The organism is Paenibacillus sp. FSL R5-0766 (assembly GCF_037971845.1).
Taxonomy (GTDB): Bacteria; Bacillota; Bacilli; order Paenibacillales; family Paenibacillaceae; genus Paenibacillus.
In genome coordinates, this window is the sequence record NZ_CP150227.1 from 6,181,871 (window position 1) to 6,196,525 (window position 14,655).

Below are 14,655 nucleotides of genomic sequence, written 5' to 3' on the forward strand. Positions count from 1 at the left end.
CATCAAAACTGAACAAATGGATAAGTAACTGTGTTGCTGTTGCAGGTTCCGAGAACCTGTATATTTGAATGTTTCCGTTGCAGGAAACGATTCTCCATAGAAAGGAGGTGATCCAGCCGCACCTTCCGATACGGCTACCTTGTTACGACTTCACCCCAATCATCTATCCCACCTTCGGCGGCTGGCTCCTTGCGGTTACCCCACCGACTTCGGGTGTTATAAACTCTCGTGGTGTGACGGGCGGTGTGTACAAGACCCGGGAACGTATTCACCGCGGCATGCTGATCCGCGATTACTAGCAATTCCGACTTCATGCAGGCGAGTTGCAGCCTGCAATCCGAACTGAGACCGGCTTTGTTGGGATTGGCTCCATCTCGCGATTTCGCAGCCCGTTGTACCGGCCATTGTAGTACGTGTGTAGCCCAGGTCATAAGGGGCATGATGATTTGACGTCATCCCCACCTTCCTCCGGTTTGTCACCGGCAGTCTATCTAGAGTGCCCACCCGAAGTGCTGGCAACTAAATATAAGGGTTGCGCTCGTTGCGGGACTTAACCCAACATCTCACGACACGAGCTGACGACAACCATGCACCACCTGTCTCCTCTGTCCCGAAGGAAAGATACATCTCTGTATCGATCAGAGGGATGTCAAGACCTGGTAAGGTTCTTCGCGTTGCTTCGAATTAAACCACATACTCCACTGCTTGTGCGGGTCCCCGTCAATTCCTTTGAGTTTCAGTCTTGCGACCGTACTCCCCAGGCGGAGTGCTTAATGTGTTAACTTCGGCACCAAGGGTATCGAAACCCCTAACACCTAGCACTCATCGTTTACGGCGTGGACTACCAGGGTATCTAATCCTGTTTGCTCCCCACGCTTTCGCGCCTCAGCGTCAGTTACAGCCCAGAGAGTCGCCTTCGCCACTGGTGTTCCTCCACATATCTACGCATTTCACCGCTACACGTGGAATTCCACTCTCCTCTTCTGCACTCAAGTCACCCAGTTTCCAGTGCGATCCGGGGTTGAGCCCCGGGATTAAACACCAGACTTAAATGACCGCCTGCGCGCGCTTTACGCCCAATAATTCCGGACAACGCTTGCCCCCTACGTATTACCGCGGCTGCTGGCACGTAGTTAGCCGGGGCTTTCTTCTCAGGTACCGTCACCTTGAGAGCAGTTACTCTCCCAAGCGTTCTTCCCTGGCAACAGAGCTTTACGATCCGAAAACCTTCATCACTCACGCGGCATTGCTCCGTCAGGCTTTCGCCCATTGCGGAAGATTCCCTACTGCTGCCTCCCGTAGGAGTCTGGGCCGTGTCTCAGTCCCAGTGTGGCCGATCACCCTCTCAGGTCGGCTACGCATCGTCGCCTTGGTGAGCCATTACCCCACCAACTAGCTAATGCGCCGCAGGCCCATCCCCAAGTGACAGATTGCTCCGTCTTTCCAGTCCTCTTCAGGCGAAGAAAACAACTATTCGGTATTAGCTACCGTTTCCGGTAGTTGTCCCAAACTTGAGGGCAGGTTGCCTACGTGTTACTCACCCGTCCGCCGCTAACTATCAGAGAAGCAAGCTTCTCTTCAAGTCCGCTCGACTTGCATGTATTAGGCATGCCGCCAGCGTTCGTCCTGAGCCAGGATCAAACTCTCCAATAAAGTATTGAAAAGAGCGATAAGCTCATTTTGAATCTGACGATTCATTGTGAATCAAAAGTTACTATCCATTTGTTCAGTTTTCAAGGAACTTGTATGTCCGTTTATGTTGATCTTTGTCAACCGGACAGGAATCTTATCATATCATGTTAACTAACTTACTGTCAACACTTTTTTTTCGTCATCTTTCAAATGATTATGACAATCATTCGTTTGAAGCGACAAGAAATAATATATCACGTAGTGATTTATTTAGCAAGCATTTTTAATCAACCTTTTGATATCATCATATCTTCATCTACGGTGTCTTGTTTCCAACCTGTATTCGACAGATTAGTACATTCTCTGAACAAGTGAAAGGCTACCCTTAAAGTGCATTACATATAAAAGAAATAACTCATTTCTATAAATACTCCCTTCTATAACCACAAGTAATAATGATCTAGATGAGTTTTAGTTAGAGTACCGATCGGGATAACAATCCCTGCCCTTCTATATAGTTTGAAGAAAGTGATCCAAAAACTCTATAATAAGGTATATAGATATAGAGATAAGGTTAAGCAGTCAAGTGTACTATTTTCATAAGTAGCCATGAACAATCCTATAACCATCTAGCATTGCACCTTTACACAGATCACGTACTCCATTCACAGCTAGCTATTACATATCACAGTTCTGAATAAACTCATTACTAACCTATATGGGGTGATCGCACTTGAAGCAATGGTTGAAGAACAGACGCAAAGGTTACGGCAAAAAGTTGGTTTCCATCCATGCTTGGAATGCCTGGATTGTTGTGATCCTTTCTATAACAGGTCTTATGCTGGTAGGCGGCTTTTGGCGCGAGATACTCGGAATTGGACGTGTCTGGTTAAAATGGCTACATATCATCGTTGGGCTAGCTATGCTGGCACCCGTAGTATATTACTTGATTTTGGCCGGAAAGCACTGGAAACAACTTCGAAATAGGCCTTGGCAAAGGGTGAACACCATCTTTGTATTTGCACTGCTGGTAGGCTGGCTCCTCTCGGGTATTGTATTATGGCAGTTCAAACTAGCTGGACCTCGATGGTCGAATGCAGCACTTTTGATCCATGACCTGCTGACTTGGGTGGGCTTACCTTATATTATCTATCACTCCATCACTCGGACCAAATGGTTAAAGGATCCTGCACGTCGTGCGGTTAAAACCACTACAACTTCAACACGAACTCAAAATACAGCTGCTCCATCTGATTCAATATCGGATGGAAAAGAAACTCCGGCTGCTATATCTTCTTCCCAGTTTGATCGCAGTTCCGAGAGAAATCTCCTCAAATCAGAGGAGCGACCTCAACATTTGTATACACGACGAGCTTTCATCCGTTCTGCTGTGGGGGTTGGTCTCGCCGTGACTCTTGGTCCTACTTTTATATCCTGGGTAGGACGAAATCTCAAGATCGATAACAGTATTGATAGCATGCTGGAGAACGATCCTAACCGTATGGTTCCTCTGCCACAACCGCTATCTGCCTCTTCACCTCCCATTGGAGGCGGAGCTGAAGGTCATTTCCGCGTATATACGGTTACGCCTATACCGTCCTTCTCCAATGCTAACTGGTCTTTCCGAATCGATGGACTGGTTGAACGGGCACAGGTTTGGAATTGGGAACAATTCGTGAAGCTGGCGCGCACCGTACAGGTTAGTGATTTTCACTGTGTAACGGGCTGGTCTGTATATAAAAATACCTGGGAAGGTATTTCTCTTGCACAGCTTTTGAAACAAGCCGGGGTCAAACCGGAAGCTCATAGTGTGAAGTTTTATTCCGGTGATGGTGTGTATACGGATGCCATTACGATGGATCAAGCACAAATGGAAGATATTATGGTCGCTGTCATGCATGATGGCAAACCTATCCCTGCTGATCTTGGCGGTCCGGTACGGCTCGTCATTCCTCAGATGTATGCCTATAAATCAGTAAAATGGTTGAATCGCATTGAACTCATCGACAGTGAACATATCGGTTACTGGGAAGAGCGAGGATATGACAAGGATGCATGGCTTACAGGCGCATCTCAACGCATTCCTAACAATTTAAGTGGATCATGATCATTTAAGATAAGATTGGTGAGCGTTCATTCGTTGTAAAAATAATTTAGATAAAGCAAAAGCCCCCGATCACATATTTGTGTCTTCGGGGGCTTTCTTATATGAAATCTTTTGTTCATTTATCCTCTAACCCTGTGGGTTCAAAAGACGTACAAGTTCATCCTCATCCTCAATCGTAGGAATACCGAGATCATGAGCTTTGGTTAGTTTACTACCTGCCTTCTCTCCGGCAATCACCAGATCTGTCTTTTTCGACACACTGCCAGTCACCTTCGCTCCGAGCGCTTCCAGTCTTTGCGTCGCCTCTTCCCGCGTCAATTGGTGCAGCGTTCCGGTCAAGACGACTGTTTTACCACTGAAGAAGGAATCTTCCACAACAGCAACGGTTGGTGCCTCAGGTGCCTGAGCTTTCACACCCAAGTTGAGCATTTTCTCAATCGCAGCCTGTGTAAACGGATCTGCAAAAAAGTTTACGATGCTCTCAGCCACGATACCACCCACGTCGGGTAGCTCAACCAGTTCTTCCACGGTTGCATTCATAATGGCGTGCAGATCTCGATAATGATCAGCGAGCATGCGCGTTGTCGATTTACCTGTGTTCGGAATACCCAGTGAGTATAAGAAGGAAGCCAAGTCTCTATCTTTACTAAGCTCAAGCGCAGCGATAAGGTTGTTCGCTTTCTTTTCCCCAAACCGCTCCAGCTTCACCAGATCATCAAACTGTAACGTATACAGATCAGCAGGCTCACGTACGTTCAATTCATCATACAACTGAATCGCCGTTTTCTCACTGAACGTCTCGATATCCATGGCATCACGAGAAGCAAAATGGGAAATACGTGCCACCGTTTGTGGTTTACACGCAAGTCTATTGTTACAGAACAGATGCGCTCCGCGTTGCTCCAGCGGGAATCCACATGCCGGACACTGCTCAGGGAAGACGATCTCCTCGCCATCACTCTCCTCCGTCACTTTACCCAGAATTTCAGGAATGACGTCATTGGAGCGACGGATAAAGACCCGTGTACCCAGAGCAAACTTCAGATTTTTGCGCTCAATATCGCCGACATTGTTCAGAGTACAGTTCTGCACCGTTACCCCGGCAAGTTCAACTGGTTCTACGCGTGCCAGCGGAGTTACTTTGCCAGTACGTCCTACATTCCATACCACAGCGTTAAGAACCGTCGTAGTCTCTTCTGCCTCGAATTTATATGCTACCGCCCAGCGAGGGAATTTATCGGTATAACCCAACACCTCACGGGTGCGCATATCCGTAATTTTGATAACCGCTCCATCGATCAGATAGTCCAACAGACCCCGGTTCTCCTGAATCGCAGCCAATTGCTCCATCACATCATCAAACTCGTGGAAGTACGTGATGGATGGATTCACTTTGAAGCGGTTCTCACGCAGGAAATCCATCATCTGCTGATGATTGGCAAACTGAATGTCATCCGAATAACCTACATTATAAAAATAAGCATTCAGCCTACGCTCAGCCGTAGCCTTCGGATTCAGGTTGCGGAGCGCTCCCGCTGCTGCATTACGCGCATTCTTGAGTGGCTCTGCCGCCGTCTCATTGTATCGATCCAGGACAGACAGATTCATGATGCCTTCACCCTGTACTTCAATCGTACCGCTTGTGTAAGGAATTTTGAGCGGAACGGATCGGATCGTTCTTACCTGTGCCAAAATCCCTTCGCCTACAGTACCGTTACCACGAGTAGAGGCTTGTACCAACTCACCGTTGGTGTACGTCAGGTTCAGCGTCAATCCGTCAAACTTCAACTCAATAACATAACCTGGTTCCGGTAAAGGCGTATCGGGATTTTTACTGTTATAGTCATTAATCAGTTTCAGTACACGGGTATTCCAGCTCCGAAGCTGCTCAATATTCTGTGCTTTGTCCAGACTCCATAAGGAAGATAAGTGGCGATGCGGGGTAAACCCCTTGAGCAGTTCGCCGCCCACACGCTGTGTTGGAGAATCAGGCAGAACCATGCCGCTTTCCTGTTCCAGCGTAACCAGTTCATCGTACAGAAGATCATACTCCTTATCGCTGATCTGTGGCTGATCCATCGTGTAGTACTGATAATTATGCTGGTTCAGCTCGGTAACGAGTTGCTCCATCCGGTGCATCGGGTCCATACAGGGCCATCCCTCCGTTAATTTGATCATATATGTAGAACGAACACCCTATTGCAAATTGAACTCGGAGAACAGAATAACTTTCCATCGTTGGTATCACTACATAATTTCAATGAATGAATATCCACACTAACACTCCGATAACAGAATAACTTTCTGATCGCTGTTATCCCCGGATTTCTTTTAATCCATTTTAAAAGGTGGAAATCCAGGGATAAAGGCGAACGCTTTGCTTCTTTAAGTTATTTCTGTTCTCTCCGCTACAGTGCCGATATTACATTAAACTTATATAGATTTCTAGTCATATCAATCAAGGTTAGAAATCCCGTGACAAAAACGAGGAAGATGCTTAAGAAACAGTTTTCCTTAGGAAAGTTATTTCTGTTCTCTCTGTTATCGTGCAAAAGGAAGTTTCGTTCAAAAATTATTCCACTTTCGTAATAGGGGCAAAGCCGGCAAGCAAACGTTTCACACCCACCGGAGCCGGGAACGCAATCTGCAGTTCGGTATCATTACCTGTCCCTTTAACTGCAACAATCGTACCTGTCCCCCATTTACCATGCTGCACTTTATCTCCTGCCTTGAATCCTGCTTCACCATTAGAAGCTACCGGCTTGGAAGCAGATGATGGCGTAGAATACGTTGGCCGGGAGACACTTGTAGTCACACGCGAAGTTGGCGTGGATGAGGTAGCGGATGAACCGCTCTTACTTTGGTGATCGAATAGCTTGGTGCCACCACCGAAGTTACTTCCTCCACTAGAACCTAGTCCGCGTCCACCATATGAGCCGCCTCCGCTACTGCCTCGGCGGTAACGATCACGAGCCATCGAGGTGTCTTCCTTCAGCTCATCCGGAATTTCATCCAGGAAGCGGGAAGGCGGGTTCGCTGTGGTACGTCCAAACAACGTCCGCATCTGTGCACAAGACAGGAACAGTTGCTCTTCCGCACGGGTGATCCCTACATAAGCAAGTCGGCGTTCTTCCTCCAGCTCTTCATTGTCCATAAAGGCACGGCTATGCGGGAAGACTCCTTCCTCCATACCCACGATAAAGACAACCGGGAACTCCAGACCTTTGGCGCTGTGCATGGTCATCAGGGTAACCGCGTCGCTCTGATCCTCTTCATCATCGTTCATGCTGTCGATGTCAGCAATCAATGCAAGATCGGTGAGGAACGACACGAGCGTTTTATCTTCATTATTTTTCTCAAATTCCATCGTTACCGACAGGAACTCTTCAATGTTCTCCAGCCGTGCACGGGATTCGAGTGTGTTTTCATTTTGCATCTCAAGACGGTATTGGCTCATCTCAAGAATCTTCTCGGTCAGTTCAGTTACAGACAGATACTCTACCATCTGATGCAACGCAGCGATCATGTCATAGAACTCCACCAGCGCATTCCGCGTACGACCAGCAAAACCAAGATCATCTACGACCTGAAGTACACGGAAAATAGAAATTCCACGCTCTCCTGCCGCAGCCGCAAGCTTCGCTACCGTTGTATCACCAATGCTACGTTTCGGTACATTAATGATCCGGGTGAGACTGATGTCATCGTCTGGATTGGATAACAGGCGCAGATACGCCAGAATGTCCTTGATTTCTTTACGATCATAGAACTTGATGCCGCCGACAATCTGATACGGAATATCAGACTTGATCAGAATTTCCTCTATAACCCGGGACTGGGCGTTGGTACGATACAAAATAGCATGGTTCTGATAGGATTTGCCGTTCTTCACATTTTTACTAATCTCGGAAGTAACAAAATACCCCTCATCATGTTCGGAATCCGCACGGTACACCTTGATCTTCGAACCACCCTCTTTGTCCGTCCACAGTTTCTTCGGTTTACGCCCTGTATTCAGGCCGATCACTTCATTCGCTGCATTCAGGATATTGGAAGTTGAACGATAGTTCTGCTCCAGCAAAATCGTACTTGCTTCAGGGTAATCTTTCTCAAAGTTCAGGATATTGCTGATATCCGCCCCACGCCAGCGATAGATCGACTGGTCACTATCCCCTACAACGCAGATGTGATGGTGACTGTCAGCGAGCATGCGGCACAGCATGTACTGTGCACGGTTCGTATCCTGATACTCGTCCACGTGAATGTATTGGAATTTCTTTTGGTAAAAGTCGAGGACTTCTGGCACTTCTTTGAACAGTTGAATGGTCTGCATAATGAGATCGTCGAAATCAAGTGAGTTGTTGGCTCTTAACTTTTTCTGATACATCTTATATATCTTCGCTACAATACCCTCGAAATAATCTCCTGCCTGCTTCTCATATTGCTCCGGACTAATCAGTTCATTCTTCGCCGTGCTCATCATGGATTGAACTGCTTTGGGCTCGAATTTCTTGGTATCGATATTCTGATCTTTCATACAGCTACGAATTACAGATAATTGGTCCGATGAGTCCAAAATACTGAAGTTGGAGGTAAAGCCAATACGTTCAATATCACGGCGCAGAATACGCACGCACATGGAGTGGAATGTGGATACCCAAATGTCGCGTCCTTGGGAGCCACCAACGAGTTGGGATACACGGTCTTGCATCTCACGGGCGGCTTTGTTCGTAAATGTAATCGCTAAAATGCCCCACGGGGGCGCCTTACGTGTTGCAATGAGGTAGGCAATCCGGTGTGTCAGCACCCGGGTCTTGCCCGAGCCCGCTCCGGCCATAATCAGCAGCGGGCCATCCGTCGCCTCGACGGCTTGCCGTTGAGGGGTGTTAAGCCGTGCAACGGCATCATGTATATTTACAGGTTGCATGCATGCATGCTCCTTTCGTTGGTTGGTCGGTATAAATGATCTATCCATTACACTCGGACTTCGATTGCAGCAGCATCTTCCGATCGTCGTTATCCCCAGATTTTTTGATTCCCTTTATCAAAGGGAAAATCCGGTGATAAATACGAACACTTCGTTTCTTTAGATTGCTTCTGCACTCTCCGTTTATGTGTAAACATAGTCGCTGTATACGAATTTCTTAGTAAAAAAGAACAATATCGGGTAATAAAAGTAGGCTTAGGATTTAGCTTTCTTACAGAAAGCTTTTAAGGAGCATTTCGTTTCTCCAGCTCACTTCTCTCCTCTTCGTTCTCGTGTAAACGACATTACGCTCATATAACTTCTTTAATTAGTAAGGGCAAAGTTCTATTTTAACAGATCATAAGGGGAAAATGGGGGAATGGTAAACTAAACCGATTAAATGGTTCCTTTTACGGCCAACACCGTCTCAAGTGCCTTAGTCAAATCGCTGTACACAATGTTACCTACCACGATGGTATCTGCCACCTGGGCAGCTTGCGTGGCTTTCTCTGGATCATCAATTCCACCGCCGTAGATAAGGTGTGCCCGATCCAATTGTCTGTGTGTCTCACCAACAAGCTCCATATCTCCGAACGTTCCGCTGTACTCCATGTATACAATTGGAAGATTGAGCAGACGCTCCGCAGCCTGGGCATATGCCACCGCAGCTCCTGTCGTCAGATCCGTATCTGCGCCAGTCAACCGAGCTACCGTGGAGTTTGCATTGAGCACAATATAACCCTCGGCAATAAGTAGATCCCACGGGATGAGATAACCATAACGCTCTATCGCTTGCTGGTGGTGCCCAATCATCCATTTGCTGTCCGTTGCATTCAGGACCATTGGGATTAGATATCCATCAAAGCCGGGAACAACAGCCTCCAGATCAGATACTTCAAGCACACATGGCAACTCATAACGACGCACACGGGACATCAGGTCTACCGTGTTATCATAAGTAATTCCCGAAGAGCCACCAACGATAATTGCATCGGTCCCCGACATGCAGACCAGATCGAGTTCTTCGTCCGTAATCTCCCGGTCCGGGTCAAGCTTAAATACATGTCTCCACTGCTTAATCATGTCTATCAACGAACATTCCTCCAGAGGTTCTTCTGCATCCTAGAAAGCTTGTAAACTAAGTCTAAGTCAGCAGACAGTGAGTGTCAATGTTCGTATAAAAAGGGGAACAGAAAAGCATGAATTTTTACGGTTTCCAGGCAAATCGTGTATTCATCTCATCCAGTTCCTGCTCCGTCAGCACGTCCGAGTAGACCCCGTACACGCCCCACTTCTCATAGTTAGCCACCTGTTCAGTGTCATTGATGGTATGCACGTAGGTGACTGAGCCTGCACTATTCAGCTTGGCGACGAAATTCTGGTTCACTTTATATTCCGGCATGGTTACGGCATCAATATCATTCTTTTGCACAAAATCAACAACCTGAGCTTCTGTATCCTGTGTGGCATATAACGTATAGATAATGGAAGGGAATGCATAGACTTCTTTCACCGTTTCGAGCATCGGTTCGTTATAGATCTGTACAACCACGCGATCCAGCACGGATGGATCATGTTCTTTGGCAGCATCCACGAGGGATCTTAACACCTGCTGAATATCCTCATCCTTCTGTTCCTTGGTGTCGGTTACGATATACATATCAGGGTACTCAGCCAGTACATCTATGATGCCATCGGCATCCATAGGCTGGTACATACCCAAGATTGGTGTATCCATGAATTCATCATGTGTCAACGCCCCGGCCTGTTTATCCTCCGGAAGCTCTTCGTCTTGTCCTAGCATTTTACTCATGTTAGCAGTCCATTCATGTCTGGCTACGGCTTTGCGATCCGAGGTTAACATAAAGTCGATCTCAAATACACGTGTGCCTTTCTCGTAATTGGCGATCATCGCTTCATAGGCGTTGGTATATGGTTGATCACGAATGCTGCCCATCGCATGGGCTATTAATCTATAAGCGGTAAATCCGTCCCGTTGCTCTTCACTCTCGCTTTTATAGGCGAAAAAGAGTGTGCCCACGGTAACGATCAGTAGTATTAACACGGCGGCAATGCGTTTCATATGGCATTCACATCCTCGGCAGCTTTTTGTTAGCTAACTACCCGAATTGGGGAGGTGCAAAACAAAATAGCCGCCCGAGGCGGCTGTTAAATGGCGGGATGCAGTTTGGAAATAAAGCACGGACCCTCCACATGCTCAGTCCTTTTGCTGTACACTCAACTCTTTCAAAAACGCAATCAGCGCCTCACGCCAAGGTCTCAGAGGTTCCAGACCGTTCGTTCGAATCGCCAGATGATCCATCACCGAGTATGCAGGACGAGGGGCTGGACGCGGAAACTGATCGGTTGTGCATGGCGTAATTTCGGCTGTCGGCTCGAACCCACTCTGCTTACCGGCTTCCTCTCTTATTGCCTGTGCAAACTCGTACCATGTGCAAGTTCCGTAATTGGAGGCATGATAGATACCATATTTTGCGCTCGTAGAGAGGATATGAATGAATCGAGCAAGATCGACCGTATAGGTAGGCGAACCTTGTTGGTCATGAACAACTTGCAGTTGTGGACGTTTCTCCATAAGTTCCAGCATGGTTTTGACAAAATTACTGCCATACACGCCAAACACCCATGATGTTCGGATGATAAACCATTGCGTACACAAACTTTGAACCAGTCGTTCCCCCGCAAGCTTGGACTTGCCATACACACTTTTGGGATTGGTTACATCGTACTCTCGGTAAGGTGTACTCCCGCTCCCATCAAATACATAATCGGTACTGATATATACTAGTTTTGCTTTCACTCTCTCGGCGGCAACCGCGATATTTCTAGTACCTGATGCATTGATTGCGTATGCTGTATCTTCATCTACCTCGGCCCGATCGACTGCCGTGTAAGCGGCGCAGTGAATAATGATGTGAGGTCGGAACGTTGTAATCATATCTGTGCACTGCTGTTGATCGGTAATATCCATCTGGTTTTTGTCACAGGCCAATACCTGATGCCCCTCTGCTTGGAAGGTCTTCACCACATCATAACCCAGCTGTCCTGCCGCGCCAGTCACCATAACTCTATAATTCATTGGGACGAATCACCCATCCGCTTACCATACTGAAGCTGGACATAATCCTGATACGCGCCTGATTGAATTCTCGTCCACCAGTCTTGATGTTTCAGATACCACTGGATTGTCTCCCTGATCCCTGTCTCAAAGTTATGTGTAGGTTGCCAACCCAGCTCTGTACGTATTTTGGTTGGATCTATACCGTAACGTCGGTCATGTCCCAAGCGGTCCTGTACATGTTTAATCAAACTCGCTGGTTTGCCCAATTGCTCCAAAACAGTCTGCACTATATACATATTAGTACGTTCGTTATTACCGCCAATATTATATACCTCTCCAGATTGTCCATTATGAATCACCAAATCAATCGCGCTACAGTGATCCTCGACATAAAGCCAGTCACGAATATTGAGCCCGTCACCATATACTGGAATGGCTTCATTATTTAATGCACGGGATATAATCAGCGGAATCAGTTTCTCCGGGAATTGAAAAGGCCCGTAGTTATTGGAGCAACGTGTAATATTCACAGGAAGTCCAAAGGTTTCATGATAGGCTCTTACGAGCAGATCCCCGCCAGCTTTACTTGCAGAGTAAGGACTGTTTGGCATCAGAGGTGTATCTTCAGTAAATAAACCTGTTGCACCCAATGATCCATATACCTCATCCGTCGATACCTGAACAAATTTGGTGACTTGATACTTCTTTGCCGCATCCAGCAGAACCTGAGTACCCATCACATTGGTACGCACAAAGATATCCGGGGAAAGAATACTTCGATCCACATGAGACTCGGCAGCGAAATTCACAACCACATCGATGCCTTGGGAAAAAACAGCTTCCATCTGCTGTACATCTGCAATATCTGCTTTGATGAAGGTATATTGAGGATTCGACTCTACCGTATGCAAGTTCTCCAAATTCCCTGCATACGTTAATGCATCCACATTGATAATTTCATAACTCGGATATTCACGAAGCATATATAAGACAAAGTTGCTGCCGATAAATCCGGCCCCACCCGTAACCAGTAGTTTCATGCTGTCTCTCTCCCTCTGCCTCCAGATACAGAAGTATCTGAAAAGTCTGTTTAATTAGTCGAAGTTCAGTTCAGCATCTTTCAGTAAAGGATGCTTCTGATCCTTCTCCGATAATATAGGTTTCGTCACAGGCCAATCAATGGCGAGCGCCGGATCGTTCCACAGAATTCCACGGTCGTGTTCAGGCGAATAATAGGCGTCTACCTTATAAGTTACTTGGGAATGAGGCACCAATGTACAAAATCCATGAGCAAAGCCTTGAGGAACAAGCAGTTGCCGCTGGTTGTACTCACTTAGAATGACACTTTTCCATTGGCCAAAAGTAGGGGATGAGGTGCGGACATCCACAATCACATCATAGATAGCCCCAGATATAACCCTCACCAATTTAGTCTGTGCTTTGGGCTGAAGCTGGTAATGAAGCCCACGCAGAACACCTGCTTCAGCCGACAAGGATTGATTGTCCTGAACAAAGACGTGCTGTATCCCCTGTTCATGCAGAACCTGCTTATTATAACTCTCCATAAAATATCCACGGTAATCACCATAAACCTGGGGCTCCAATATGGCAGCGCCATCCATAAACAGCGGAAGTACCTTCATGACATCCCTCCGTTTTGCTGTTGACATCATTTCTTCATATTGACTATGTATATGTAAAGTGACGGGTATGTGTTTGTTCATTGGCCTGTATAACCCTCATATTTACTCTTCCATAAAATAAATTAAAGCCCAGCCGCGATATCATTCTTCGGCTGGACTTCAAGGGCATGCGGAAAACCATTTATTGATCCTTTACGACCTGTTCCAAATACTTTAAAAGATCTTTCCGTAGATCCGGGCGTTGCAATGCGTAGTGAATCGATGTCTCAATAAAGCCCAACTTCTCACCAACATCATGACGCAGTCCGTCAAAATGATATGCGAGAATCTGCCTCTGTTCATTCAATCGGGACAAGGCATCCGTAAGCTGAATTTCTCCCCCTACACCAGCAGATTGTTGACCTAGTATCTCAAAGATATCCGGTGTAAGAATATAACGTCCCATAATAGCCAGGTTGGAGGGAGAGTCTTCGGTCTTTGGTTTCTCAATTAAGCGGCGGGCGCGAAAAACACGATCATCGGTAGGGGTCAGCAACTCTCCGTCCACAATTCCGTAGCGGGATACCTCGCTCCAATCAACAGGTTGTACACCAACAATCGGAGATTGCAGTTCATCGTAGACATCGATCATCTGCTTCAGGCAGGGATGTTCCGCTTCTACAATATCGTCCCCTAACAGGACGGCAAAAGGCTCGTTGCCGATAAACTTGCGGGCACACCAAATGGCGTGACCAAGTCCCTTCGGTTCCTTTTGACGGATATAATGAATATCTGCCATCTCGGAGGGTTTGCGTACTTCGTTAAGCAAGTCCCACTTCTGTTTGTCCGCCAGATTCTGCTCCAGCTCAAAAGAATAATCGAAGTGATCTTCAATGGCCCGTTTCCCTTTACCTGTCACAATAATGATATCTTCAATGCCTGAAGCTACGGCTTCTTCAATAATGTACTGGATCGTTGGCTTGTCCACGATGGGTAGCATTTCCTTAGGCATCGCCTTGGTGGCAGGCAGAAACCGGGTACCTAGCCCTGCGGCTGGAATAATCGCTTTGCGAATACGCACACGAACCCACTCCTTTTGCTAGATAAGTTGAACTAAAGATTATTTACACTGACACTACGATGACAGAACAAACTTCCAATCGCTGTTATCCCCAGATTTTTTCATTCCCTTTTTTAAAGGGGAAAATCCGGGGATAAAGGCGAACGCTCCGCTTCTTCAGCCTTT

General features: G+C 46.8%; 9 protein-coding genes and 1 rRNA gene. 1 reads left to right on the forward strand and 9 read right to left on the reverse strand.

The features are described from left to right. Nucleotides 1-100 precede the first annotated feature (100 nt). Nucleotides 101-1,653 (reverse strand): 16S ribosomal RNA (locus tag MKY66_RS26850). A 712-nt stretch (nucleotides 1,654-2,365) separates the two neighbouring features. On the opposite strand from MKY66_RS26850, the gene MKY66_RS26855 reads away from it, so the two are divergent. Next, nucleotides 2,366-3,739 carry a molybdopterin-dependent oxidoreductase gene (locus MKY66_RS26855; RefSeq protein WP_076209864.1) on the forward strand — a complete coding sequence of 458 codons (1,374 nt, stop codon included), beginning with the start codon at nucleotides 2,366-2,368 and terminating at the stop codon, nucleotides 3,737-3,739. Between the two features lie 126 nt (nucleotides 3,740-3,865). Here the strand turns inward: MKY66_RS26855 and ligA are convergent, their stop codons facing one another. The 8 genes from ligA to galU form a co-directional block, all read right to left on the reverse strand. Next, nucleotides 3,866-5,887 carry an NAD-dependent DNA ligase LigA gene (gene ligA / locus MKY66_RS26860; RefSeq protein WP_076209863.1) on the reverse strand — a complete coding sequence of 674 codons (2,022 nt, stop codon included), beginning with the start codon at nucleotides 5,885-5,887 and terminating at the stop codon, nucleotides 3,866-3,868. A gap of 424 nt (nucleotides 5,888-6,311) precedes the next feature. After that, nucleotides 6,312-8,666 carry a DNA helicase PcrA gene (gene pcrA / locus MKY66_RS26865; RefSeq protein WP_076209862.1) on the reverse strand — a complete coding sequence of 785 codons (2,355 nt, stop codon included), beginning with the start codon at nucleotides 8,664-8,666 and terminating at the stop codon, nucleotides 6,312-6,314. A 435-nt stretch (nucleotides 8,667-9,101) separates the two neighbouring features. Continuing rightward, a complete protein-coding gene (locus MKY66_RS26870; protein ID WP_076209861.1) occupies nucleotides 9,102-9,797 on the reverse strand; it encodes a heptaprenylglyceryl phosphate synthase in 696 nt (231 codons plus the stop codon). Between the two features lie 115 nt (nucleotides 9,798-9,912). Then, the gene (locus tag MKY66_RS26875; RefSeq protein WP_076209860.1) at nucleotides 9,913-10,788 is read right to left on the reverse strand and encodes a phosphatidylinositol-specific phospholipase C/glycerophosphodiester phosphodiesterase family protein; all 876 of its coding nucleotides are present in this window, start codon (nucleotides 10,786-10,788) and stop codon (nucleotides 9,913-9,915) included. Between the two features lie 135 nt (nucleotides 10,789-10,923). Beyond that, on the reverse strand, nucleotides 10,924-11,805 hold the full coding sequence (gene rfbD, locus MKY66_RS26880; protein ID WP_076209859.1) for a dTDP-4-dehydrorhamnose reductase: 882 nt from the start codon (nucleotides 11,803-11,805) through the stop codon (nucleotides 10,924-10,926). Then, on the reverse strand, nucleotides 11,802-12,827 hold the full coding sequence (gene rfbB, locus MKY66_RS26885) for a dTDP-glucose 4,6-dehydratase (protein WP_076209858.1): 1,026 nt from the start codon (nucleotides 12,825-12,827) through the stop codon (nucleotides 11,802-11,804). Before rfbB ends, rfbD begins: the two co-directional genes overlap by 4 nt. Nucleotides 12,828-12,881: 54 nt before the next feature. Next, complete coding sequence (rfbC, locus tag MKY66_RS26890) at nucleotides 12,882-13,430, reverse strand: dTDP-4-dehydrorhamnose 3,5-epimerase (protein ID WP_076209857.1); 549 nt, start codon at nucleotides 13,428-13,430, stop codon at nucleotides 12,882-12,884. 181 nt (nucleotides 13,431-13,611) lie between these two features. After that, on the reverse strand, nucleotides 13,612-14,490 hold the full coding sequence (gene galU, locus MKY66_RS26895; protein WP_076209856.1) for a UTP--glucose-1-phosphate uridylyltransferase GalU: 879 nt from the start codon (nucleotides 14,488-14,490) through the stop codon (nucleotides 13,612-13,614). Between the last annotated feature and the right edge of the window lie 165 nt (nucleotides 14,491-14,655).